The organism is Streptomyces sp. NPDC020780 (assembly GCF_044334475.1).
Taxonomy (GTDB): Bacteria; Actinomycetota; Actinomycetes; order Streptomycetales; family Streptomycetaceae; genus Streptomyces.
This window is the reverse complement of sequence record NZ_JBIRTB010000001.1, coordinates 39,562-63,742: the sequence shown is the minus strand read 5'-3', so window position 1 is coordinate 63,742 and position 24,181 is coordinate 39,562. Positions and strand designations below refer to the sequence as shown.

Here is a 24,181-nt window from a genome sequence, read left to right as displayed (position 1 = left end):
TGCGCAATGGGTGTTGCACAGGATGCAACACCACGTCATCCAGTTCGTCACCGTCATCGAGGAGGCTCCCTTGGCCGCCGAGCAGTCCGCCGAGCAGTCCGCCGAACAGCCCGCCGGGTCCGCGGGTCCGCCCGCCGGGGCCGCAGGGGCTCCCGCGCCGGGGCTCGGCCGGCAGGCCGCACCGGGGACCGACGGCGGGTCCCTGGCGTCGCTCGCCGGGGAGCGGGTCGACCACCGCTTCAAGGCGCTGCCGCCCGACGCCGAGGGCCTGACCGTCGGCGCGCTGGCGGCCGAACGGCGCAACCTCTTCACCGGCGGGTTCACCACGCCCGTGCTGGCCCTGTCCGCCGAGGCGCTCGAAGCCAACCTCGCACTCCTGCAGACCTACAGCCGGCGGCACGGCCTGGCCTTCGCCCCGCACGGCAAGACGTCGATGTCACCGCAGCTCTTCGCCCGCCAGCTGGAGCACGGCGCGTGGGGGATCACGGCCGCCGTGCCCCACCAGGCACGGGTGTACCGCGCCCACGGCATCCGGCGGATCTTCCTCGCCAACGAGGTCGTGGACGCGGTCGCATTGCGCTGGCTGGCCGGCGAGCTGGACGGCGACCCGGACTTCGTCTTCGTCTGCTACGTGGACTCCGTCCGCGGCGTCGAGCTGATGGACGAGGCCCTGCGCGCGGCCGGCGCCGTTCGCCCCGTCGACGTGGTGGTGGAGCTGGGCGCCGGCCAGGGCGCCCGCACCGGCGCCCGCACGGAGGCCGACTGCGCGGCGGTCGCCGACGCGGTGGCCGCCACGTCCACGCTGCGCCTGGTGGGCGTCGCCGGTTACGAGGGCGAGGTGCCGGACGCCTCCCAGGAGCGGGTGAGGGAGTGGCTGCGCCGGCTCGTCGCGCTCGCCGCCGGCTTCGACGCCGCGGGCCGCTTCGGCGAGTTGGCGGACGGCGAGGAGATCCTGGTCAGCGCGGGCGGCAGCGCCTGGTTCGACGCCGTCGCCGAGGTCTTCGCCGAGATCCCCGGTCTCAGCCGCCCGGTGTGCCGACTGCTGCGCTCGGGCGCCTACGTCAGCCACGACGACGGCCACTACCGCCACCTCACCCCCTTCAACCGGGTCCCCGGCGAGGGCGCGCTGCGGCCCGCCTTCCGCCTGTGGGCGCAGGTGGTCTCCCGCCCCACCCCCGAGCAGGCCTTCGTCAACGCCGGCAAGCGGGACGCCGCCTACGACCTGGACCTCCCCGAGGCGCAGGTCGTCCGCTCCGCGCGGGACGGCTCGGTGCGGCCCGCCACCGGAATCACCGTCAGCGGGCTGTCCGACCAGCACGGCTGGGTCCGCACGGAGCCGGGCGCCGAGCTGGAGGTCGGCGACTGGATCGGCATGGGCCTCTCCCACCCCTGCACGTCGTTCGACAAGTGGCAGCTGATCCCGCTGGTGGAGGCGGACGGCACCGTCACCGACTACATCCGCACCTTCTTCTGATCCCGGCGGGCCCTCTCCCCCACCCGAAAGGCGACCTCCCATGGACCTGGTCATCCGCGACGCCCGCGTCGTCGACGGCACCGGTACCCCCTCCTACCGCGCCGACGTGGGCGTCACGGACGGCCGGATCACCGAGATCCGCCGGGAGGGCGGCGGCCCACGCCTCGCCGCCGCCCGCACCCTGGACGCGGACGGCCTCGCTCTGTCGCCGGGCTTCATCGACATGCACGCCCACAGCGACCTGGCACTGCTGCGCGACCCCGACCACAGCGCGAAGGCCGCGCAGGGGGTCACCCTCGAAGTCCTCGGCCAGGACGGCCTGTCGTACGCCCCCGCGGACGACCGGACGCTCGCCGAGGTGCGCCGTTCCATCGCCGGGTGGAACGGCGACGGGTCGGACATCGACTTCGACTGGCGCACCGTCGGCGGTTACCTGGACCGCCTCGACCGCAACTTCGGCGGCCAGGGCATCGCCGTCAACGCCGCCTACCTCGTCCCGCAGGGGACGGTACGGATGCTCGCCGTCGGCTGGGAGGACCGCCCGGCCACGGACGCCGAGCTGGCCCGGATGAGGGAACTCGTCGCGCAGGGCATGGCCGAAGGGGCGGTCGGCATGTCCTCGGGCCTGACGTACACGCCCGGCATGTACGCCGACGACGCCGAACTGACCGAGTTGTGCCGCGTGGTGGCCGCCCACGGCGGCTACTACTGCCCCCACCACCGCTCGTACGGGGCGGGGGCGCTCGCTGCGTACGAGGAGATGGTGGAGCTCACCCGTCAGGCGGGCTGCGCCCTCCATCTCGCCCACGCCACCATGAACTTCGGCGTGAACAAGGGCAGGGCCCCCGACCTCCTCGCCCTCCTGGACGACGCCCTGGCGGCGGGCGCGGACATCTCCCTGGACACCTATCCCTACACCCCCGGCTGCACCACCCTGGTCGCGATGCTGCCCAGCTGGGCGGGTGAGGGCGGTCCCGCGTCCGTCCTGTCCCGGCTCGCGGACGACGCCACGGCGGAGCGGATCCGCCACCACCTGGAGGTCCTGGGCTCGGACGGCTGCCACGGCGTCCCGATCGAGTGGGACACGATCGAGATCTCGGGCGTCGGCGCTCCGGATCTCACCGGATACGTCGGCCGTACGGTCGCGGAGTCCGCCTCCCTGCGCGGCGAGGAACCGTGGGTGACCGCCCGCCGGCTGCTCGTCGAGGACCGGCTCGGCACGACGATCCTCCAGCACGTGGGCCATGAGGAGAACGTGCGCCGGATCATGCGCCACCGGGTGCACACCGGAGGCAGCGACGGCATCCTCCAGGGCGACAAGCCGCACCCCCGCGCGTACGGCACGTTCCCCCAGTACCTCGGCCGTTACGTGAGAGAGCTGGGCATCCTCTCCCTGGAGGAGTGCGTCGCTCACCTCACCTCCCGCCCGGCCGCCCGCCTGCGCCTGCCGGACCGCGGCCTCGTCCGCGAGGGCTACCGCGCGGACCTGGTCCTCTTCGACCCGGCCACGGTGGCGGCGGGCTCGACCTTCGACGAGCCGCGCGTCCTCCCGGTCGGTATCCCGCACGTCCTGATCGACGGCCGCTTCGTCATCGAGGACGGCAGACGGACCTCCACCCTGGCCGGCCGCGCGGTCCGGGGGACGGGCCGCGGCGCGGCCCGGACCGCGAGCTGACGGCCGGGCTCGTTCCTCGCACCGGCCGCCGCCCGTCCGGCTGTCCGCGAGGGCGCTCCCGCGCTTCCCGGTGGATCGGCGCGCGGCGTCGGATATGGTGCGTCGCACGGCGAAGGAGCGTCCGCATACCGGATGTATGCGGACGCTCCTACAACCCGGCGAGGTGCCGTGGCTGTCGTCGCGTGCCCGCCGGGAAGTGCGGGACGGCCCTACGGCTTGGGAAGGGCGCAGCCCGCCCGGGTCAGGTCGATCTGGCTGCCGGGGCCGACGCAGGGCACGATGCCGTACGTCTGCTGCGCGTAGTTGATGCCCTGGCGGACCGTCACCACCCCGTTGGCGTCGACTTCGCACGGATTGTTGTCCGTGCACCGCTGACCGTCCTCGTTACCGGTGTTGTTGACGGCGACGACCTTCCCGGTCGCGTCGTCGATCACCGGCGAGCCGGACGTGCCGCCGATCGTCCGGCAATCCGAGGTGTAGCGGACCGAGTCCTTCCAGGTCCAGGCCCCCTCCTTGAGGCGGTACGCGAACCCGTCGATGGCACAGCTGTACGTGCGCTTCCAGTACCCCGAGACGACCGTGATCGCCGTCCCCTGCACCGGGCGCGCGGCGTTGAGCTCCAGGGCCTTGATGCCGTAGGTGCTCTCGATCTGGGCGTACGTACGGGTGAGCCGGTAGAGCGAGACGTCGGTGTCCGTCATCGTCCCGTACGCGATCCTGTCGGCGCGCAGGGTGCCGACGCCCGTGCCCGCCGCGTTCAGCAGGGTGAAGCTCCGGGTCGACGCCCTGTTGAGGACGACTTCGCCGGGGCCCGGGAAGCCGGTCTCCAGGCAGTGGCCGTTGGACAGGACGAGGGCGGGGTCGCCCGGCAGGGACGAGGGCGTGCGGACGACCGAGCCGGAGCAGTTGCTGAGCGCCACCGTGCCGGCGAAGCCGACCGCCTTCGCGCGGACCTCGGCGGTCTTCGTGCCGGCGTCGGCCGTCCGCGCGGTGACGCCGGTCCCCGTCGCACGGGCCTGGGTGGCGCCCGGGCCCGTGGTCGCGGCCGCGGGGGCTACGCCCGCCCCGAGGAGCAGAACGGCAAGAAATGCGCCGACGAGAGGCTTCTTCATGTGGGGGTCCCCTCCAGATGCGTCTGTCACCGGAGTTCTTCCGGTTTGACATGCGCATGTTGGCGTACACGGAGGGGGCCCACAAGGGGCGGAATCCAGCCGTCGCTTGACGACCCGTCAACCGGAGCCCGCAGCGCCCGCCCCCGCCGTTCCGCGCCCGGGACACCGGGGGCGCCCCGCCCGCCTCACCGGCCGGCCGCCTCCCTGGTGTACGTCACCGCCGCCAGGAGGCTCAGCCCGGGTTCGGCCTTGCGCAGGATCCTGACGGCCTCCACCGAGTCGGCCGGCCCCTCGTACCCGGCCGCCGCGAGCCGCTGCCGCACCCAGCGGCCGCGCACCTCGGAGTCCGGGACGGCCGCGGCCCGCTCGACGAGGGCGAGGGCGCGCTCCAGACCGGGCCGCTCGTCGTCGGGCGCGGTGCTCAACGCCTCCCGCAGGCGCGCGCCGACCTCCTCCGCCTCCCGGAGCACGGTCACGATCTTCTCCTGCCTGGCCCTGCCCGTACGGATCATGAGGTCACCGTTCCCCGTACGCCTCACCGCTGCACCGGGTTTGAGAAACATCTGAGGTGTCTGCGTACTGTCGGGGCATGACTCTCGACCTCGACGCCTACCTCGCTCGCATCGGCTGGTCCGGTGAGCGCCGTCCCACCCCGGAGGTACTGCGGTCCGTGCACCGCGCCCACCTGCTCGGCATCCCCTTCGAGAATCTGGACCCCGTCCTCGGCCGTGTGCCCTCCCTCGCCCTCGCGGACCTGGAGGCCAAGCTCGTCCGCGGCGAGCGTGGCGGGTACTGCTACGAGCACAACACCCTGCTCGCGGCCGCCCTCACCCAACTCGGCTTCCACGTGACGCTCCTGGCCGCCCGCGTGGTGGTGGGCGCCGCCCCCGGCGACATCCGGCCGCGTACCCACATGCTGATGAAGGTGGAGGCGGAGGGCGCCGCCACCCCCTTCCTCGCCGACGCGGGCTTCGGATCGAGCGGGGCACTGCTGGAACCGATCCCCCTGGCCGAGGACACGGAACTGCTCGACACCCCCCGCCACCACCGGCTCGTGCACGCCCCGCACGACGGTCCGCTGGAACTGTGGGAACTGCAGTCGGAGAAGGGCGGTTGCTGGGAGCCGCAGTACGAGTTCACGCTCGAACCGTTCGAGCACCCCGACTTCGAGGTCATCAACTGGCACATCGCGACGAACCCGGACTCACCGTTCCGGCAGGCGGTGTACGCCATGCGCACCCTGCCCGGTCTGCACCGGGCGCTGTCCGGACGCACCCTGGTGGAGACGGCCGACGACGGCACGATCACCGAGTGGGAGCTGAGCGGCCCGGCCGAGGTGCTGCGCGTACTCGCCGACGACTTCGGCCTGCGGCTTCCGGAAGGGACCACCCTGCCCGGCTGAAGCCGCACCAGGGGCCGCGTACGGCCGTCGCCCCCGCCCCGCGTGGCGCATCTCACCAGCCAGGTACGGCACGCCCGCATTCCAAGCCCGCGCGCCGCCCCGACCGGAGGTTCACACGGTCGGCGGCCGGGGCGGCATGCCGATGAAAGAGCGGGCCCGGCGGAGTGCGCCTACGGAGGGGACAACGCGTACGCGAACGGGGCGCAGCGCGCGAAACGCGGCCGTAAGCTCACAGACATGCAGGTCATCCAGTCCACGAAACTCTCCGGCGTCTGTTACGAAATCCGCGGCCCCGTGCTCGAGGAGGCCATGCGGCTGGAAGCCGCCGGTCACCGCATCCTCAAGCTCAACACGGGCAACCCCGCCGCGTTCGGCTTCGAGTGCCCGCCCGAGATCCTCGAGGACATACTGCGCAACCTCTCGGGGGCGCACGGTTACGGGGACGCGAAGGGCCTGCTGTCGGCGCGCCGGGCGGTGATGCAGCACTACCAGACCAAGGGCATCGACCTCGGGGTCGAGGACATCTACCTGGGAAACGGCGTCTCCGAGCTGATCCAGATGTCGATGCAGGCGCTGCTCGACGACGGGGACGAGGTGCTGGTCCCCGCTCCGGACTACCCCCTGTGGACGGCCTCGGTCTCGCTGGCCGGCGGTACGGCCGTGCACTACCGGTGCGACGAGCAGGCCGACTGGATGCCGGACCTGGCCGACATCGAGCGGAAGATCACCGACCGCACCAAGGCGCTCGTGATCATCAACCCGAACAACCCGACGGGCGCGGTCTACGACGAGGAGATGCTGCGCGGGCTGACGGAGATCGCCCGGCGCCACCACCTGGTCGTCTGCTCCGACGAGATCTACGACCGGATCCTGTACGACGGCGCCACCCACACCCCGACCGCGACCGTCGCGCCCGACCTGATGGTGCTCACCTTCAACGGGCTGTCCAAGAACTACCGGATCGCGGGATACCGCTCGGGCTGGATGGCGGTCTGCGGGCCGAAGGCGCACGCCTCCTCGTACATCGAGGGGCTGACGATCCTGGCCAACATGCGGCTGTGCGCGAACATGCCCGCCCAGCACGCAGTGGCCACCGCGCTCGGCGGCCGGCAGTCCATCGACGACCTGGTGCTGCCGGGCGGGCGCATCCTGGAGCAGCGGGACGTGGCGTACGACCTGCTGACGCGGATCCCCGGGGTGACGTGCGTGAAGCCGAAGGGGGCGCTGTACCTCTTCCCCCGGCTCGACCCCAAGGTGTTCAAGGTCAAGGACGACCGGCAGATGGTCCTCGATCTGCTGCGGGCCGAGAAGATCATGGTCGTGCACGGTACGGGCTTCAACTGGCCGGATCCCGATCACTTCCGGGTGGTGACGCTGCCGCCGGCCAAGGACTTGACGGACGCCATGACCCGCATCGGGACCTTCCTGGACGGTTACAGCCAGCCGTAGACCCACCAAGACCGGATCGTACACAACTTTAGACTGAATCCAAGCTAGGATGGTTCTCCTGCACGACCAGGAGGCCATCCATGTACGAGCCGATCCGTGCGAAATCGGTCCACACACCGGCCGACGACGCCGGCTTTCCGCACCGCAGCCGTGAGGAGGAGCTGGACATCCAGCTCGCGGGGCACCTCGCCGCACTCCTCGCGGTGACCGACGAACTGGGGCTCGCCACCACGGGCGACCGCATCGCCGAACAGGTGGCCCGACTCCGCGGCGCGCCGCCCGCCCGGCACGCCGGACGGACCGCCGCGACGCCGGCCGCTCTCCACCACCGCGCCCACGCCCTGGCGGGCCGGGCCCTCCTCGTGGCGGCGTCACGCGCCGACACGGCCGCGGCGATCCTCGCGGCCCAGGCCATGGACGCCCACACAGCGGCCCTGGCCGCGGAGCCCGCTTCCGCACCGGTCGGCGCCCGCTGACGGCCCCGGTCCGCGGGCCGTGAAGGCGGCGTGGACCGGGCCCCCGTCCAGCCCGGTCCTGACGGCTCGGGGCCGGGCGCACGCCCCGCGCGTACCGGGAGGCTCCCCTGGAAGGGGGCGGCCCCCGGAACCGAGGGAGTTCCGGGGGCCTTCCGCGGCCGGCCGTCGACCCCACAGGTCAGGGCGGATGTCCTACGGGCCGGGCCGCGGGGTCGGGGAGACGCCGGGCCGGACCCGGCGCCGGTTCGTACCGGGCGGGGTCAGCCCAGGCGCTGGACCAGCGCGCGGTACTCGTCCCACAGCTCCTTCGGCGTGTGGTCGCCGAAGGTGTTCAGGTGCTCGGGGATCAGCGCGGCCTCCTCACGCCAGACCTCCTTGTCGACGTTCAGCAGGAAGTCGAGGTCGGACTCGGAGAGGTCCAGGCCGTCGGTGTCCAGCGAGCCCTTGGCCGGCAGGATGCCGATCGGCGTCTCGACGCCTTCGGCCGTGCCGTCGAGGCGCTCGACGATCCACTTGAGGACACGGCTGTTCTCGCCGAAGCCGGGCCACACGAACCTGCCCGCGTCGTCCTTGCGGAACCAGTTCACGTAGTAGATCTTCGGCAGCTTCGACTGGTCCGCCTTGTCGGCGCCGACCTCGATCCAGTGCTTCATGTAGTCGCCCATGTTGTAGCCGCAGAACGGCAGCATGGCGAACGGGTCGCGGCGCAGCTCGCCGACCTTGCCCTCGGCGGCGGCGGTCTTCTCCGAGGCGACGTTGGCGCCGAGGAAGACGCCGTGCTGCCAGGTGAAGGACTCGGTGACCAGCGGAACGGCGGAGGCGCGGCGGCCGCCGAAGAGGATGGCCGAGATCGGCACGCCCTTCGGGTCCTCCCACTCCGGCGCGATGATCGGGCACTGCCCGGCCGGCACCGTGAAGCGGGCGTTGGGGTGGGCGGCGGGCGTACCGGACGCGGGGGTCCAGTCGTAGCCCTTCCAGTCCGTGAGGTGTGCGGGCGGCTCCTCGGTCATGCCCTCCCACCACACGTCGCCGTCGTCGGTCAGCGCGACGTTGGTGAAAACGGAGTTGCCCCACATGGTCTTCATGGCGTTGGCGTTGGTGTGCTCGCCGGTGCCGGGAGCGACGCCGAAGAAGCCGGCCTCGGGGTTGATCGCGTACAGCTGCCCGTCCTCGCCGAACCGCATCCAGGCGATGTCGTCGCCGATGGTCTCGACGGTCCAGCCGGAGATCGTGGGCTCCAGCATGGCGAGGTTGGTCTTCCCGCAGGCACTCGGGAAAGCGGCGGCGACGTACCGGCTCTCACCGCGCGGCGGCGTGAGCTTGAGGATCAGCATGTGCTCCGCGAGCCAGCCCTCGTCGCGGGCCATGACGGAGGCGATGCGCAGCGCGTAGCACTTCTTGCCCAGCAGGGCGTTGCCGCCGTAGCCGGAGCCGTACGACCAGATCTCGCGGTCCTCGGGGAAGTGCGAGATGTACTTGGTCGAGTTGCACGGCCACGGAACGTCCTCCTGGCCCTCGGCCAGGGGCGCGCCGAGAGTGTGGACGGCCTTGACGAAGAAGCCGTCGGTGCCGAGCTCGTCGAGGACCTCCTGGCCCATGCGTGTCATGGTGCGCATGGAGACGGCCACGTAGGCGGAGTCGGTGATCTCGACGCCGATCGCGGAGAGCGGTGACCCGACGGGGCCCATGCAGAACGGGACGACGTACATCGTGCGCCCGCGCATGGAGCCGCGGAAGACGCCGTTCGCGCCGGTGAAGATCTCCCGCATCTCCGCGGGGGCCTTCCAGTGGTTGGTCGGGCCCGCGTCCTCCTCCTTCTCGGAGCAGATGAAGGTGCGGTCCTCGACGCGGGCGACGTCGCTCGGGTCCGACGCGGCGTAGTACGAGTTAGGGCGCTTGACCGGGTCGAGCTTGGTGAACGTCCCCTTGGCGACGAGCTCCTCGCACAGGCGCTCGTACTCGGCCTCCGACCCGTCGCACCAGACCACTCGGTCCGGTTCGGTGAGGGCCGCGATCTCGTCCACCCAGGAGACGAGCTCCGGGTGGTCGGTGGGAACAGTGAGGGGAGCCGCGATGTCGCGCGCCACGATCGCTCCTTGAAGTGGGTGTCTGTGGAAGGGGCCCCGTGGGGGCTGCGACCCGGATGCTTCGATTCCCTCTACGCGCTCATCCGGTGCCGACCGCACTCATTTGATGGTCCGCTGCTCGCGCCCATATGTCCAGAGGGCCGCCCAGGTGAGCACAGTGAGTATCGCCACTCCCGCGCACCGGAATCCGACCCGCATGTCCGACAGAACGGGCATACAGCGCCGTATCGGTGTGCAGCGCGGGATACATGACCCCCATACCGGACCGCACAGGGCGTCACGGCAGCGCGAGAAGGTGCTGCGGCCCTCGCCGCCCGTCCGTTCGCGACGACGGGGGCCGGGCCCTACCTACGGTTGCGTAGGTAGCATGCGAACATGACTTCTGCTGCCGCCGCGTCGTCCGGACCCGTAGAACTCACCGACCCCGTGCCGGTCAAACCACGGATGCGCGGATGGCTGCACGCAGGGATGTTCCCCGCCGTGGTGATCGCCGGCATCATCCTGATCGCCCTGGCCGACAGCACCCGCGCGCGGGTGGCCTGCGCGGTCTACATCCTCACCGCCTGCATGCTGTTCGGCGTGAGCGCGGTCTACCACCGCGGTACCTGGGGCCCGCGCGGTGAGGCAGTGCTGCGCAGGCTGGACCACGCCAACATCTTCCTGATCATCGCGGGCACCTACACGCCGCTGACCCTGCTCCTGCTGCCGGAGTCCACCGGCCGGCCGCTCATGTGGGCGGTCTGGGGGGCCGCTGCGGCCGGGATAGCCTTCCGGGTCTTCTGGGTCGGCGCCCCGCGCTGGCTGTACACGCCGTGCTACATCGCCATGGGCTGGGCGGCGGTCTTCTTCCTGCCCGACTTCATGCGCGCCGGCGGCGTCGCGGTGCTCGTCCTGGTCGTGGTGGGCGGCCTGCTCTACAGCGCGGGCGGCGTCATCTACGGCCTCAAGCGCCCGAACCCGTCACCGAACTGGTTCGGTTTCCACGAGGTGTTCCACTCGCTGACGCTGGCCGCGTTCGTCGTCCACTACGTCGGCATCTCGCTGGTGGCCTACCAGCAGTAGAACGCCCTCAACGTGCGACGGGCCCGGCCACCACGGCCGGGCCCTTCGCACGCCGGGACGGCCGGACCCGGGCCCGGCGCCGGTCAGCCGCCGGTCAGCCGCCCAGCTTCGCGGCCAGGTCCGCCGCGTCCGTCGTCGGGGCGTCGCACACGAAGTGGCGGCAGACGTACGCCGTGGGCGCACCGCCCACCGGCGGCCGGTCGGCCAGCAGCGGGAACTCGGTGCCCGCGTCCGGCCCCTCGCCCGCCGCCACGACCGCGCCCGGCGCCCGTCCCAGCAGAGCCGTGCGGTGCAGCTCCCCGGCGACCGGGCCCGCCACCGCCACCTCGCGCGGCCCGTCCAGCAGCGCCTCAGCGACGGCCAGCCCCCAGCCGGTGAAGCGGGGCGCCTTCGGACCGAGCGCGCCCACGATCCCGAGCGCGCCCTCGGCCGCCGTGCGGTGCGCCTCGGAGCCCGTGTGCGCGGCGTACGAGAGCAGGGCGCCCGCGGCGGCGGTCCAGCCGGCCGGGGTGGCACTGTCCGCGGGGTCCTGCGGCCGCCTGATCAGCTGCTCCGCGTCATCGGCGGTGTCGTACAGCTGACCGTTCTCGCCGGTGAAGCGCTCCAGCACGATGTCCAGCAGGAATCCGGCGAACTCCAGCCAGACGCCCTCGCCCGTGACCGAGGCGAGCGCGAGGAAGCCCTCGGCGACGTCGCCGTAGTCCTCCAGCACCCCGGAGTTGTCCCCGGCCCGGCCGTCCCTGGACGTACGGCAGAGCCGGGCGGCGTCGCCCATGTGCACGCGTACCAGCAGGTCGGCGGCCTCGGTGGCCCGCTCGACCAGGTCCGGCCGGCCGAAGTAGGCGCCGGTCTCGGCGAGCGCGGCGACCGCCAGGCCGTTCCAGGCGGCGACGATCTTGTCGTCGCGCTCCGGCCGCACCCGCGTCTCCCGCGCCGCGAACAGCCGGGCCCGCACGTCCGCGGCCCGCTCGGCGTCCCGCGCCTCGCCGGTGCGGGTGAGCCGCAGGACGGAGGAGCCCTCTTCGAAGGTGCCTTCCTCGGTCACCCCGAAGTGCTCGGCGGCGAAGGCGGCGTCCTCCTCCCCCAGGACCTCACGCAACTGCGCGGGCGTCCAGACGTAGAACGCGCCCTCCACGCGACGGCCCCGCGCGTCCTCGCTGTCGGCGTCCAGCGCGGAGGCGAAGCCGCCCTCGGCGGTCCGCAGCTCGCGCACCATGAAGTCCGCGGTCTCCAGGGCCACCCGGTGGGCCAGGTCCGAGCCGGTCGCCCGCCACAGATGGGCGTACACGCGGCACAGCAGCGCGTTGTCGTAGAGCATCTTCTCGAAGTGCGGGACGATCCACTCCCGGTCGACGGAGTAGCGGGCGAAACCGCCGCCGAGCTGGTCGTAGATCCCCCCGTGCGCCATGGCGGCGCAGGTGTCGGCGGCCATCTCCAGGGCGCCCTCGGCCCCCGTACGGGCGTGGTGGCGCAGCAGGAACTCGAGGACCATGGACGGCGGGAACTTGGGGGCGCCGCCGAAGCCGCCGTGCTTCTCGTCGTAGTCCCGGGTCAGCCGCAGCAGCGCCTGCGCGAGCTCGGGTCCGCCGGGCAGCTCCGTGCCACCGTGGGCGAGGGAGCGGCCCGCGAGGTCGCTGACGATGCGCCCGGCCACCTCCGCGACCTCCTCCCGCCGGTCCGTCCACGCGGCCACGACGCCTTCGAGCACCTGGCGGAAGGACGGCATGCCGTGGCGGGGCTCGGGCGGGAAGTAGGTGCCGAAGTAGAAGGGTTCGGCGTCGGCCGTCAGGAAGACCGTCATCGGCCAGCCACCCTGGCCGGTCGCGGCCTGCACGGCCTCCATGTACACGGCGTCGACGTCGGGCCGCTCCTCGCGGTCGACCTTCACCGGCACGAAGTGGGCGTTGAGGTAGCCGGCGAGGGACGCGTCCTCGAACGACTCGTGAGCCATCACATGGCACCAGTGGCACGAGGCGTAACCGACGCTGAGCAGCACCGGCACGTTCCGCTTTCTGGCTTCCTCGAACGCGCCGGGCGACCACGGCCACCAGTCGACGGGGTTGTCGGCGTGCTGGAGCAGGTACGGGGAGGTGGTCTGCGCAAGTCGGTTGGCCATGGCCCCCATCCTCGCGCACCCGCCCCTACGGCACCCGCGCGCCACGGGACGGAAGGCGACCGGGCAGGCGGGACGGGTGCGCGCCGCCGAAGCCGGGCGGCCCGGCATCGGCGGACAGTAGGCTGGCTCCAGCAGCACCGGGACTGCCGAGGCTCCTCGAAGGAGGTACACCATGACCGCCGAGATGGTGGCGCCCGCGTGGATGCATGCGCAGATCAGCGCGGAACAGTACGACTCCTGGTCCGAGGAGCAGTGCGCCGGCATCGAGATCGTGGACGGGATGGTCGTCGTGAGCCCGAGCGCCTCCAAACGGCACAACCGGTTGGCCCGGATCCTGGCCAATGCCCTGGACGCAGCCGCGGGCCCGGACTGGAACGCGGACACGGACTTCGACGTCCGCCTGCAGGACGTTCCGCTCACCAACCGTCGTCCGGACGTCATCGTCTACCGGGCGGAGACCATCGACCTCACGCCCACCCGGCCCGAGCACGTGCTCCTGGTCGTCGAGGTCGTGTCACCCGGTTCGGAGACGACGGACCGGATCGTGAAGGTGGACCAGTACGCCAAGGCCGGCATCCCTTTCTACTGGCGGGTCGAGCAGGCCGCCGCCGGTGTCCCGATCGTCTGTACGTACGTCCTCGACCCCGCCACCAGGGCTTACCGAGACGGTGAGATGTTCACCAGCACGGTGAAGGCCACCGTGCCTTTCTCCGTCACGGTCGATCTTGGGGTCCTGTAGGACGGAGAGGTCCCCCGCTTCGGACGGCTGACCGGCAGCGCCCGGACAGTCGTTGTTCGCGGACCGATCGGACCTCCCCCCGCCTCCGGGCCGGCGACGCCCCACCTGCGGGTGCCGTGCCGGCTCGTGAGCGATCGTTCAGCCGTGCCCGTCAGGAACTGATCAAGGTCTCGTCGACGGAAGATCGCGCCGACCCGGGCAGCTGCTCACGCAACTGATCCAGGTCTCGGCATCCGGTTGCGGCTCATCGACGCGAACGGGCCACGACTGCCCCGCTCTGCCATCGCGTACGCGGCTCCCCGCCCGGCTGATCGCCTCGCTCCCTCGCGCTGACGCCCCGTTCGCAGGACACTGGGTGGCCATGACGGCCGGCCGGACCGGCATCGCACGGGACCTAGGGGGACGCATGCGGGACAGCCATCGGGCGGAAGCCGAAAGGCTGTTGGTGCGCGCCGTGGAGGAGGAGGCGCGGCGGACCGGTGGCCGGACCGACTCCGGCGCGCTCCTGGCGCGGGCGCGGGGCCACCTGGACGCCATGGCGGCGGGCGCGGCCGAGGAGTACGCCGCGTACACCCAGGCACTCGACGCGGCGGACGCCGGGAAGCAGCCGCTGTCCGAGCGGTTCAGTGGCGCGACCTTGGGAACGCCTCTGCTGGTGACGGGAGTTGCCGCCGCCGCTGCTTTCGGCGCGGACCTGGCGCTCGGCACCGCGACCGGTCTGGCCCTGGGAGCCGGGGCCGTCGTCGCCGTGGCCGGGACGACGGCGACGGTGGCCCGGGTGACCGCCTCGCACTGGCCCGCCGCCCACCGCAGGGCGGGCGCGCTGAACCAGCCCGGCGGTCCCGAACAGCTGAGGCTCGCGTGGCTGACGGCGCTGGAGGTACGCGGCATCCGCCCGTTCCTCGACCAGCAGCGGGTGCTGACGGCGGCGGCCCGCCCCGCGAAGAAGAGGGCCACCGCCTCCGTGGTGCCGCAACTGCGGGGCGGGGACCGCAGCGCGGCCGCCCGCACCCGTGCGGTCCTCGAACAGTCCTTCGGTCATCTGCCCGCCGCAGACGGCCCGTTCGCGGGGCGGAAGGCGGAACTGGCGCAGATCGCCCGGTGGGTGCACGCCGCCCGCGCCACCACCTCGACCGAGCCGACCGTCGTCGTCCTGCACGGCGCGCCGGGCGCCGGGCGCACCACCCTCGCCGTACGCGCGGCGCACGCGCTCAGGGACCAGTTCCGGGGGGCGTGCGTCGTCGACCTGCGCGGCGACGTGGCCGGGGAGGCACCCCTGCCGACCCGGGACGCGCTCCTGCACCTGCTCAACCGGCTGGGCGCGCCCCGCGAACAGTTGCTGTTCCGCGAGGGCGCCGGCTCGGACCGGGCGGAGCCGGGCTCCCGGGGGAGGTCGTCGGCCGAGCAGCAGGTGCGCCGCCTGAGCGAGCTCTACCACCAGCACCTGACGGGCACGCCCGTCACGATCGTCCTCGACGACGCCACCGACGCCGCCCAGGTCCGCACGCTGATTCCCGAGCGCTCCGACAGCCTGGTCCTCGTCACGGCCCGCGAGCCCCTCGCCCTTCCCGACGACGTCCCGGCCCGGGTGTACCACCTGCCGGTCGCCGGGCTGGACGCGGCGGGCGCCGAGGAACTGCTGCGGGAGGCGGCGGAGGGCGAGGAGGACGGCCCGTACGACTACCCGTCCACCGACGCCGTCGCCGAGCTCTGCGGCGGGCTGCCGCTGGCCCTGCGGGTCGCGGGCTCCTCCCTCGGTACGCGTACCCGCGCCGAGCTCGCCACGGCGCTCGGCGCGTACGGTCCGGTCGGGCCCGTCGAGCGGGCCCTGTGGCTGCGTTACACCGACCAGCCCGAACAGGCCAGGCGGCTGCTGCGGCGTCTCGCCCTTGCGGGGCGCGCCAGCCTCGGGGCCGCCGCCGCCGCGTCACTGCTGTCGGCCGGCGAGCAGGAGGCCGGGCGGCTGCTGGACGCGCTGTGCCGGGCGGGGCTCCTCACGCATGTGCGGGGCGCGCGCTACCGGCTGCACGACCTCGTACGCGACTTCGCGCTGGCCCGGCTGCTGGACGAGGAGGAGGAGGCGGACCGTACCGCTGCCCAGGAGCGTCTCGTCCAGAACTACGCGGAGCTCGCCGACGCCGTGATCCGCATGGTCGACGGCAAGATGTCGACCCGGGCCGGCCAGTTCGGCTCGCACGGCTTCAGCTCCCTGGACGCGGCGCTGCGCTGGCTGGACGAGGAGTCGAGTTTCATCACCGCGGCGCTGCGGCACGCCGAGGGCGTCGACCAGGGGGCGGTGCTCCACCTGCTGGGCGCGCTGTGCGACTACTGCCTGCTGCGCGGTGACCTCTACCGGCTCGGCGAGATCGGTGAGCTCACCCGGGCCGTCGACAAGGGGCTGCTCGACCGGTCGGTCCAGTGGCGCACGGGCATCGCGGCCCGGCAGCTCGGCGAGCTCGACAAGGCCGCCACGACGCTGTCGTCCGTCGTCGGTCTGTACCGGGAGGCGCAGAACGACGCGGGCGCCGCACTGGCCCTGTGCTCCCTGGGCATCACGCTGCACCACCAGGGCAATCTGACCGAGGCCTCGGCCCGCCTGCGCGAGGCAATCGCCCTGCAGGCCTCCGACGAGCAGGCCGAGGACCGGGCCTGGTCCCTGCACGCCCTGGCCGCCGTGGAGCGCGACCGGGCGAACCTCGCCGAGGCCCTGACCCTGCTCGACACCGCGCTCGTCCTGCACCGCGAGGGCGAATCCCTGCACGGCGAGGCGTGGTCGCACTTCCAGCTCGGGCAGGTCTGTCTGCGGATGGGCGAGGTGGCGCGGGCCGAGGAGGAGCTCACGACCGCGCTGGACCTGTACGGCCGCACGCAGGACGAGCGCGGCGAGGCGTGGGCCCTCACCCAGCTGGCCCGCGCCCGGCTGATGGAGGGGAACGGCGGCACGGCCACCGCGGTGGAGGAGCTGCGCGGCGCCCTGGACCGGCACCGGGCGAACGAGGACGCGCGGGGTGAGGCGTGGACGCGGTACTACCTCGGGCAGGCGCTGGAGGAGGACGGCGACACCGACCAGGCGGTACGGGAGCTGGAGCGGGCCCGCACGATGTTCTCCCGGATGCGGGACGTGTACGGGCTGGCCTGCGCCCGCCACCACTCGGGGCGGGTCACCCGTGACCAGCGGGCCGCGCAGACGGGCAACCTCCGCAACTCCGGCTTCGCCCGCCAGCTCCTGATGGACGCCCGCGCCGACTTCCGGCGGATCGGGGTGGCCCACGGCGAGGCGTGGACCTGTCTGGAGCTGGCCCTGATCGACGGCGGCAACAACCGTACGGCGCAGGCGCTGCGGCTGTGCGACGAGGCGATCGGCCTGTTCGCCTCGTACGGGGACGTCCGGGGCGGGGACTGGGCGGTGTTCCTGCGGTGCACGCTGCTGCCCTACGCCTCCCCCGGCGGCAGCGAGGTGGGCACGGCGGTGGCCCAGCAGGAGCTGGCGGACCTGCTCCGGGACGCGCATCCGCTGCGGGACCCCGGGCTGGAGGACTGCGCCGAGGCCTTCCGGGTGGTCCTCAACCGCGGGGTGGACCTGGACGACGGCTGGCAGGCCTGGCGCCTCGGCCTGACCCCCTCCCGGCACGCCCGCGAGGTGATGGGCGTACCGGTGGGCGCACGGCCGTGACGTCCCTGCCCGGAACAGGCGGGGCAGGGACCGCGGCACCCACCCGGAACACGCGGGGCGCGGACTGAGCCACCCCGCCCGCTGCGGGACGCCCGGACCCGGCCCGGCCAGGCGCGCCGCGCCGGGCCGGGTCCGGGCGAGTGCCGGGCGTCAGCCCTTGCGGGCGGTGTCCGCCTTCGCGCCGACGGCGGCCTTCGCGCCGGATCCGCCCTCGTCCCCGGCGGCGGCCTTCTCGGCCGGGTCGGGGGCCTCCTCGAAGTCGACCCTGCCCATATGGCGATTCATCGACTTCATCAGCAGCCACACCCCGACGGCGAGGGCCGCGAAGACGAGGAAGCCGAGGACGCCGGGGGTCACCTTGTTCTTGTCGAGCTCCTCGGCGGCGAACGGAACGAGCTGCGTCAGTGCCTGGGTCGCGTACATATCAGGCATTGTCGCGGATGCCCGCGAAGAGGTCGCTCTCGGGGAGGGAGGTATCGACCAGGGACTTGGCGAGCTCGTACTCCTCGGTCGGCCACACCTCCCGCTGGACGTCCATCGGGACCCGGAACCAGCCGCCGTCCGGATCGATCTGCGTGGCGTGCGCGATCAGCGCCTTGTCACGGATCTCGAAGAAGTCGTCGCACGGGACGTGCGTGGTCAGCGTGCGTTCGGCGCGCTCGAACTCCTTCCAGCGCTCCAGCCACTCGCCGTACGGGGACTCCATTCCGCGGGCGAGCAGGGCCTCGTGGAGGGCGACCGTGCGCGGCTTGTTGAAGCCCTGGTTGTAGTACAGCTTCTGCGGCTGCCAGGCCGGACCGAACTCCGTCTCGGGGAACTTCTCGGTGTCCGCGGCCCCGTCGAAGGCGATCATCGAGATGGTGTGCGTCTTGATGTGGTCGGGGTGCGGGTACCCGCCGTTCTCGTCGTACGTGGTGATCACCTGGGGCCGGAACGCGCGGATCTTCGCGACGAGGCGCCCCGCCGCCTTGACGTCGTCCTCCAGGGCGAAGCAGCCCTCGGGCAGCGGCGGCAGCGGGTCGCCCTCGGGAAGGCCGGAGTCGACGAAGCCGAGCCACTCCTGCTTGACGCCCAGGATCTCCCGGGCCTCGTCCATCTCCTTCTTGCGCACCTCGTGGATGTGCTCCTCGATGTACGCGTCCCCCTGGAGCTTCGGGTTGAGGATGGAGCCCCGCTCGCCCCCCGTGCAGGTGACGACGAGGACGTCCACCCCCTCGGACACGTACTTGGCCATGGTGGCCGCACCCTTGCTCGACTCGTCGTCGGGGTGGGCGTGGACGGCCATCAGTCTCAGCTGCTCGGTCAAGACTCGGTCCTCAGTCATCGGTCGCGGTGGTCGGCTTCTATAGTGACTGAACCGGGGGGTGGAAAATTCCTCGGTCCCCGGTACGGGAGGAACGATCATGACGGCGGTGCGGGAGGCCGTGCCCGACGGGCGCTACGGCCGGTCACGGGACGAGCGCGCGGACCGCGGGCTGAAGATCACCGGTTCCGTGTTGGGCGTGCTCCTCCTCGCCGTGATCGGCTGGTTCGGTTACGACTACGTCGCCGGCCAGGACCTCAGCGCCGAGCTGATCAAGTCCGACGTCGTCTCGGACACCCGGGCCGAGGCGCATCTCGAGGTCCGCAAGGAGCGGGACGCCCAGGGGTACTGCACGGTCCGCGCCCTGAGCAGGGACGGCGGCGAGGTGGCCCGCAAGGACTTCCGCTTCGACGAGCGCTCCGAGCGGATCGACCGGGTCGTCGCGCTGCGCACGACGTCCAGAGCGACCGCCGTGGAGCTGATGGCCTGCACCGCCGACGGCTGAGGACCGTGCGGGGCGCGCACCGCACCCGCCGCGGGCGGCGGTGACGCGCGAGCGCCGGTTTACCTTCTCCCCCTTTTCGCGGGGAATTGTTAGGCTCGTTGTTTCGCCCACCCGTGGCAGCGCATGCTTGGGGTAGGGCGATGCTTTGTATTCCCAGTACCGACGAGGAGCACCCTGTGACCCAGACCAGCGATAACGTCACCTGGCTCACGCCGGAGGCGTACAACCAGCTGAAGGCGGAGCTGGAGTACCTGTCTGGTCCCGCGCGCACGGAGATCTCCGTCAAGATCGCGGCGGCCCGCGAGGAGGGTGACCTCCGCGAGAACGGCGGGTACCACGCGGCCAAGGAGGAGCAGGGCAAGATGGAGCTCCGGGTGCGTCAGCTCACCCAGCTCCTGGAACACGCGAAGGTCGGCGAGGCACCTGCCGACGACGGCGTGGTCGAGCCCGGCATGGTCGTGACGATCGCCTTCGACGGTGATCCGGACGACACGATCACCTTCCTGCTCGCCTCCCGCGAATACGCCAGCTCGGACATCGAGACGTACTCGCCCCAGTCCCCGCTCGGCGTGGGCGTGAACGGCAAGAGGGTGGGTGACGAAGCCGAGTACGAGCTGCCGAACGGCAAGAAGGCCTCCGTGAAGATCATCTCGGCGAAGCCCTACACCGGCTGATCCGCCCCTCGCACGGAGAAGCCCCGGCCGATCGCGGCCGGGGCTTCGTGTGCGCCGGTGCGGGTGGTCAGGCGGTGGCCGAGCGGTACTTGCGGACCGCGAGGGTCCGGAAGACCACCAGGATGACGATCGACCACAGCACCGAGGCGATGACGGGGTTCCGCATGGGCCAGGCGTCCGGGGTCACGAAGCCGGGTGGCAGGTTGCCGAAGAGCACCCGGCAGGCCTGCACGGTGGCGCTGAAGGGGTTCCACTCGGCGATGGTGCGCAGGAACACCGGCATCTGGTTGGCGTCCACGAAGGCGTTCGAGATGAACGTCAGCGGGAAGAGCCAGATCAGCCCGCCGGACGTGGCGGCCTCGGGCGTGCGGACGATCAGGCCGATCAGCGCGCCGATCCAGGAGAACGCGTAGCCGAGCAGGAGCAGCAGCAGGAAGCCCAGCAGCACCTTGCCGAAGTTCTCGTGGACCCGCCAGCCGACGATGAGCGCGACGCCCGCCAGCACGACGAGGGTGAGCGCGGTCTGCACGAGGTCGGCGAGCGTACGTCCGGTGAGGACGGCGCCCCGGGCCATGGGCAGGGAACGGAAGCGGTCGATCAGCCCCTTGTGCATGTCGTCGGCGATGCCCGCCCCGGCCCCCGCAGTGGCGAAGGTGACGGTCTGGGCGAAGATGCCGGCCATCAGGAACTCGCGGTAGGCCGCGGGCGAGATGGTGGCGCCGACCTTGATGGAGCCGCCGAAGACATAGGTGAACAGCACCACGAACATGATCGGCTGAACCAGCCCGAAGACCACCATTTCGGGGATCCGGATCATGCGGAGCAGGTTCCGGCGGGCGACGACCAGGGAGTCCACGACCGACTGCGCGAGCGCGCCCCGGTTCACCCTGGGGGTGGCTTCCGACGGCGGAGTGATAACGGTCACCGTGCGTCCTCCTCGGGGTGCGGGTGGTCCTCGGCCGGTCCGGGCCCGTTGTTCCTCGCCTGCTCGGCGGCGTGCCCGGTGAGTGAGATGAAGACGTCGTCGAGGGTGGGCCGGCGCAGCCCGATGTCGTCGATCTCCACTCCGCGCGCGTCGAGGTCGCGGATGACCTCGGCGAGCAGTCTGGCCCCGCCGGCGACCGGGACGGTCAGCTCGCGGGTGTGCGGGGAGACGGCGATCTCGCCCTTCCCGAAGGTGGCGAGCACCGAGCGGGCGGGCTCGATCTGGTCGCTGCGGTGGACGACGACCTCGACGCGTTCACCGCCCGTGCGGGCCTTGAGCTGGTCGGAGGTGCCGCGGGCGATGACCTTGCCGTGGTCGATCACGCAGATGTCGTGGGCCAGGCGGTCGGCCTCCTCCAGGTACTGCGTGGTCAGCAGCAGGGTCGTACCGCCGGCGACGAGGTCCTGGATGACCTCCCAGAGCTGCTGCCGGTTGCGCGGGTCGAGTCCGGTGGTGGGCTCGTCCATGAACATGACCGGCGGGGAGACGACGAGCGCCGCCGCCAGGTCGAGACGGCGGCGCATGCCACCGGAGTACGTCCTGGCGGTGCGGTCGGCCGCGTCGGCGAGGTGGAACCGCTCCAGCAGCCGGTCGGCCCGTTTCTTCGCGTCCCGCGCGCTCATCTGGTAGAGCTGACCGACCATCCGGAGGTTCTCGCGGCCGGTGAGGTACTCGTCGACGGCCGCGAACTGGCCGGAGAGGCCGATCGAGCGGCGTACCTCGTCGGGGTTCTTCAGTACGTCGATGCCCGCCACGACCGCCCGCCCGCTGTCCGGCTGGAGAAGGGTGGTCAGGACGCGCACGGCGGTCGTCTTGCCGGCCCCGTTGGGCCCCAGCAGTCCCAGGACGGTGCCCTCCGGTACGTCGAGGTCGACGCCGTCCAGTGCTCGTACATCGCCGAAGGTCTTCACCAGACCTTCGGCGTAAATGGCGCCTGGCATCGTGGGATCCCCCAGTTGCTGTCGGGTGACTTCCTCGGCAGATCGTAGATTCGCCCGTGCCCCCTGGCCCGGAGGCACGGACGGTCCGGCGCGCACGCTAGGGCGATACGGCACGGCCCACAACCGGTTTTGGCCCTTTGTCCCGCCTCGGGCGCTCAGTCCCGCACGAGGTAGCCGGCGGACCGCAGCGCCGAGGCGACCTCCTCGCAGTGCTCCGGCCCCTTGGTCTCCAGGTGCAGTTCCACCTCCGCCTCCGTGAGACCGAGCCGGGGATCGGTCCGTACGTGGCTGATGTCGAGCACGTTGGCATCGGCGACGGACAGCGTGGCGAGCATCGCGGCCAGCGCCCCCGGGCGGTCGGTGAGCCGGAGCCGCAGGCTCAGGTAGCGGCCCGCCGCGACCATCCCGTGCGTCAGGATGCGCTGCATCAGCAGGGGGTCCACATTGCCGCCCGACAGCACGGCGACGACGGGCCCGCGGAACGACTCCGGGTCGCTCAGCAACGCCGCGACGGGGCTCGCACCGGCGGGCTCGACCACCATCTTGGCCCGCTCCAGGCACAGCAGCAGCGCGCTGGAGAGCTCGTCCTCGGAGACGGTGCGGACCTCGTCCACCAGCTCCTGGACCAGCGGGAACGTGAGGTCGCCGGGCCGTCCCACCTTGATCCCGTCCGCCATGGTCTGCACCGGTCCGAGCGCCACCGGACGCCCGGCGGAGAGCGAGGGCACAAAGGCGGCCGCGCCCGCCGCCTGCACACCGACGATCCTGACGTCGGGGCGCAGCGCCTTCACGGCGACGGCGATCCCGGCGGCGAGTCCGCCGCCGCCGATGCCGACGACGATGGTGCGGACCTCGGGGCACTGTTCGAGGATCTCCAGGCCCACGGTGCCCTGCCCCGCGATGATGTCCGGGTGGTCGAAGGGGTGGATGAAGACGGCCCCGGTCTCCTCGGCGTACTCCTGGGCGGCGGCGAGCGTCTCGTCGACGACCGTCCCGTGCAGCCGCACCTCGGCCCCGTACTCGCGGGTCGCTGCCACCTTCGGAAGGGGCGCGCCGACCGGCATGAAGACCGTGGAGCGTACGCCGAGCAGCGAGGAGGCCAGTGCGACACCCTGCGCGTGGTTCCCGGCACTCGCGGCCACCACTCCGGCGGCCCGTTCGACGGGGGTGAGGCCGGAGATGCGTACGTACGCGCCCCGCAGTTTGAAGGAGCCGGTGCGCTGGAGGTTCTCGCACTTGAGGTGGACCGGGGCGCCGACCAGTGCGGTGAGGTGGCGGCTGCCCTCCATGCCGGTCGTTCTGGCCACCCCGGACAGCATCTTCTGCGCCCCCCTGATGTCGTCGAGGATCAGCGGGGGGAAAGGACCCGGGGTACGGAAGCTCATGGCAGCAAGTCTTGCAGCTCGCAGGCCTCGGAGCCGTCGCATCTCATGGCGGGCTGCGGTGGTGTCCACAGGTTTGTGCGGCCCTGGCACGCGTTGCCCCGGGGCCGCGTACTCTGTCCCCCACCCATCCGACACCGCACGAAGAGAGCCCCCGGCCATGCCCCCTCAGGACATGACGACTGCTGCGTCTCCTTCCGGGGGCGCGACCCCCGGACATCCGGGATCCGACCACCTCCTGGACGCTCTTCAGCACCAGGTGGCCGTCTTCGCCCGCCGTGCCGAGCAGACCCGCCTCGGCGGTGTCGGCCAGGTCCGCAACTCGATGGACCGGGCTGCCTATCTGCTGCTCAACCGGCTCGACCTGGAGGGGCCGATGGGCGTCAAGGCGCTGGCGGCCGGCATGGGGATCGACTCCTCGACGGTGACGCGCCAGGTCGCGCCGCTCGTCGATACCGGTCTGGTCAAGCGCACCTCGCATCCGGAGGACGGGCGCGCCGTGGTGCTGCAGCTGTCGCCGCGCGGCCAGTCCCGTCTGGAGGAGGTCCGTGCCTCGCGGCGCGAACTGATGTACCAGGTGACGGGTGACTGGAGCGAGGAGGAGCGCGACACCTTCTGCACCCTGCTGACGCGGTTCAACGCCTCGCTGGCGGCCCGGCAGGCCGCGCACCACCCGGTCCAGGAGAGCTGAGCGGCACCGTCCGGGCCGGCCCGGACGGCCGGAGCCGTTCCATCCCGCCTTGACCTGCTCGCGGTTCTATGCTGGAAGAGTCGCTACGGCACCCGAGTCGAGGAGGCCGTCATGACACGGAAGATCGCCGACTGCCGTAAGTACCCGAGCGTCTCCAACTGCTCGCTCACCATCTCGGGCGAGGAGGACGAAGTCGTGCGCGCCGCCACCGAACACGCCGTCTCGGTCCATGAGCACACGGACAGCCCGGAGCTGCGTGAGCAGGTCAGGGCCTCGCTGGAGGACGAGAAGGCCGCCGTCTGACGGCGGACCGCGGACGTCCGGCGGCCGGGATCCTCTCCCGGCCGCCGGACGGATTCCCAGGGCGTGTGTCGAAAGTAGCGCCGTCTGCCCGAAGGGCAGGCTCGCGGTGTCCGGTGCGTGCGATCGCAAGGC

General features: G+C 72.1%; 21 protein-coding genes. 12 read left to right on the top strand and 9 right to left on the bottom strand.

The features are described from left to right. The first annotated feature begins 22 nt into the window (after positions 1-22). A complete protein-coding gene (locus ACH4VO_RS00305; RefSeq protein ID WP_360993201.1) occupies positions 23-1,474 on the top strand; it encodes an alanine racemase in 1,452 nt (483 codons plus the stop codon). A 40-nt stretch (positions 1,475-1,514) separates the two neighbouring features. After that, a complete protein-coding gene (locus ACH4VO_RS00300) occupies positions 1,515-3,149 on the top strand; it encodes a D-aminoacylase (RefSeq protein ID WP_360993204.1) in 1,635 nt (544 codons plus the stop codon). A 209-nt stretch (positions 3,150-3,358) separates the two neighbouring features. Here the strand turns inward: ACH4VO_RS00300 and ACH4VO_RS00295 are convergent, their stop codons facing one another. Further along, positions 3,359-4,261 (bottom strand): serine protease, encoded by a 903-nt coding sequence (locus ACH4VO_RS00295; protein ID WP_360993207.1) that lies wholly within the window; start codon positions 4,259-4,261, stop codon positions 3,359-3,361. Between the two features lie 185 nt (positions 4,262-4,446). Beyond that, complete coding sequence (locus ACH4VO_RS00290; protein WP_360993209.1) at positions 4,447-4,773, bottom strand: hypothetical protein; 327 nt, start codon at positions 4,771-4,773, stop codon at positions 4,447-4,449. Positions 4,774-4,850: 77 nt separating this feature from the next. Here ACH4VO_RS00290 and ACH4VO_RS00285 point away from each other — a divergent pair, with 77 nt between their 5' ends. The 3 genes from ACH4VO_RS00285 (at position 4,851) to ACH4VO_RS00275 (ending at position 7,588) form a co-directional block, all read left to right on the top strand. Beyond that, positions 4,851-5,663, top strand: coding sequence for an arylamine N-acetyltransferase (locus ACH4VO_RS00285; protein WP_360993212.1), 813 nt, complete (start codon positions 4,851-4,853; stop codon positions 5,661-5,663). A gap of 237 nt (positions 5,664-5,900) precedes the next feature. Next, positions 5,901-7,112 carry a pyridoxal phosphate-dependent aminotransferase gene (locus ACH4VO_RS00280; RefSeq protein WP_360993215.1) on the top strand — a complete coding sequence of 404 codons (1,212 nt, stop codon included), beginning with the start codon at positions 5,901-5,903 and terminating at the stop codon, positions 7,110-7,112. 80 nt (positions 7,113-7,192) lie between these two features. Then, positions 7,193-7,588, top strand: coding sequence for a hypothetical protein (locus ACH4VO_RS00275; RefSeq protein WP_360993217.1), 396 nt, complete (start codon positions 7,193-7,195; stop codon positions 7,586-7,588). 260 nt (positions 7,589-7,848) lie between these two features. Here ACH4VO_RS00275 and ACH4VO_RS00270 read toward each other — a convergent pair whose 3' ends face one another. After that, positions 7,849-9,675, bottom strand: a complete 1,827-nt coding sequence (locus ACH4VO_RS00270; protein ID WP_360993220.1) for a phosphoenolpyruvate carboxykinase (GTP) — start codon at positions 9,673-9,675, stop codon at positions 7,849-7,851. A gap of 375 nt (positions 9,676-10,050) precedes the next feature. On the opposite strand from ACH4VO_RS00270, the gene ACH4VO_RS00265 reads away from it, so the two are divergent. Further along, positions 10,051-10,737, top strand: coding sequence for a hemolysin III family protein (locus tag ACH4VO_RS00265; RefSeq protein WP_360993223.1), 687 nt, complete (start codon positions 10,051-10,053; stop codon positions 10,735-10,737). A gap of 94 nt (positions 10,738-10,831) precedes the next feature. Here ACH4VO_RS00265 and ACH4VO_RS00260 read toward each other — a convergent pair whose 3' ends face one another. Then, on the bottom strand, positions 10,832-12,853 hold the full coding sequence (locus ACH4VO_RS00260; protein WP_360993225.1) for a thioredoxin domain-containing protein: 2,022 nt from the start codon (positions 12,851-12,853) through the stop codon (positions 10,832-10,834). 172 nt (positions 12,854-13,025) lie between these two features. Here ACH4VO_RS00260 and ACH4VO_RS00255 point away from each other — a divergent pair, with 172 nt between their 5' ends. Further along, positions 13,026-13,592 carry a Uma2 family endonuclease gene (locus ACH4VO_RS00255; RefSeq protein ID WP_360993227.1) on the top strand — a complete coding sequence of 189 codons (567 nt, stop codon included), beginning with the start codon at positions 13,026-13,028 and terminating at the stop codon, positions 13,590-13,592. A 406-nt stretch (positions 13,593-13,998) separates the two neighbouring features. Next, complete coding sequence (locus tag ACH4VO_RS00250) at positions 13,999-17,265, top strand: tetratricopeptide repeat protein (protein ID WP_360993230.1); 3,267 nt, start codon at positions 13,999-14,001, stop codon at positions 17,263-17,265. A 150-nt stretch (positions 17,266-17,415) separates the two neighbouring features. Here ACH4VO_RS00250 and ACH4VO_RS00245 read toward each other — a convergent pair whose 3' ends face one another. Both ACH4VO_RS00245 and mca read right to left on the bottom strand, forming a co-directional pair. Next, on the bottom strand, positions 17,416-17,688 hold the full coding sequence (locus tag ACH4VO_RS00245; RefSeq protein ID WP_360993233.1) for a hypothetical protein: 273 nt from the start codon (positions 17,686-17,688) through the stop codon (positions 17,416-17,418). 1 nt (position 17,689) lies between these two features. Then, complete coding sequence (mca, locus tag ACH4VO_RS00240; RefSeq protein WP_360993235.1) at positions 17,690-18,571, bottom strand: mycothiol conjugate amidase Mca; 882 nt, start codon at positions 18,569-18,571, stop codon at positions 17,690-17,692. A gap of 97 nt (positions 18,572-18,668) precedes the next feature. Between mca and ACH4VO_RS00235 the strand changes: the two genes are divergently transcribed. Together ACH4VO_RS00235 and greA are read left to right on the top strand one after the other, a co-directional pair. Continuing rightward, positions 18,669-19,073: a DUF4307 domain-containing protein gene (locus ACH4VO_RS00235; RefSeq protein WP_360993238.1), complete on the top strand. Its 405-nt coding sequence runs from the start codon at positions 18,669-18,671 to the stop codon at positions 19,071-19,073. A 176-nt stretch (positions 19,074-19,249) separates the two neighbouring features. After that, complete coding sequence (gene greA / locus ACH4VO_RS00230) at positions 19,250-19,747, top strand: transcription elongation factor GreA (RefSeq protein WP_360993240.1); 498 nt, start codon at positions 19,250-19,252, stop codon at positions 19,745-19,747. A gap of 67 nt (positions 19,748-19,814) precedes the next feature. Here the strand turns inward: greA and ACH4VO_RS00225 are convergent, their stop codons facing one another. From ACH4VO_RS00225 to ilvA, 3 genes are all read right to left on the bottom strand, one after another. Next, on the bottom strand, positions 19,815-20,663 hold the full coding sequence (locus ACH4VO_RS00225; RefSeq protein WP_398440855.1) for an ABC transporter permease: 849 nt from the start codon (positions 20,661-20,663) through the stop codon (positions 19,815-19,817). A gap of 5 nt (positions 20,664-20,668) precedes the next feature. Continuing rightward, positions 20,669-21,673, bottom strand: coding sequence for an ATP-binding cassette domain-containing protein (locus ACH4VO_RS00220; RefSeq protein WP_360993245.1), 1,005 nt, complete (start codon positions 21,671-21,673; stop codon positions 20,669-20,671). Between the two features lie 155 nt (positions 21,674-21,828). After that, on the bottom strand, positions 21,829-23,058 hold the full coding sequence (ilvA, locus tag ACH4VO_RS00215; RefSeq protein ID WP_360993247.1) for a threonine ammonia-lyase: 1,230 nt from the start codon (positions 23,056-23,058) through the stop codon (positions 21,829-21,831). A gap of 157 nt (positions 23,059-23,215) precedes the next feature. Between ilvA and ACH4VO_RS00210 the strand changes: the two genes are divergently transcribed. Both ACH4VO_RS00210 and ACH4VO_RS00205 read left to right on the top strand, forming a co-directional pair. Continuing rightward, positions 23,216-23,746 (top strand): MarR family transcriptional regulator, encoded by a 531-nt coding sequence (locus ACH4VO_RS00210; RefSeq protein ID WP_360993250.1) that lies wholly within the window; start codon positions 23,216-23,218, stop codon positions 23,744-23,746. A gap of 111 nt (positions 23,747-23,857) precedes the next feature. Then, on the top strand, positions 23,858-24,049 hold the full coding sequence (locus ACH4VO_RS00205) for a DUF1059 domain-containing protein (protein WP_360993253.1): 192 nt from the start codon (positions 23,858-23,860) through the stop codon (positions 24,047-24,049). The last annotated feature ends 132 nt before the right edge of the window (positions 24,050-24,181 follow it).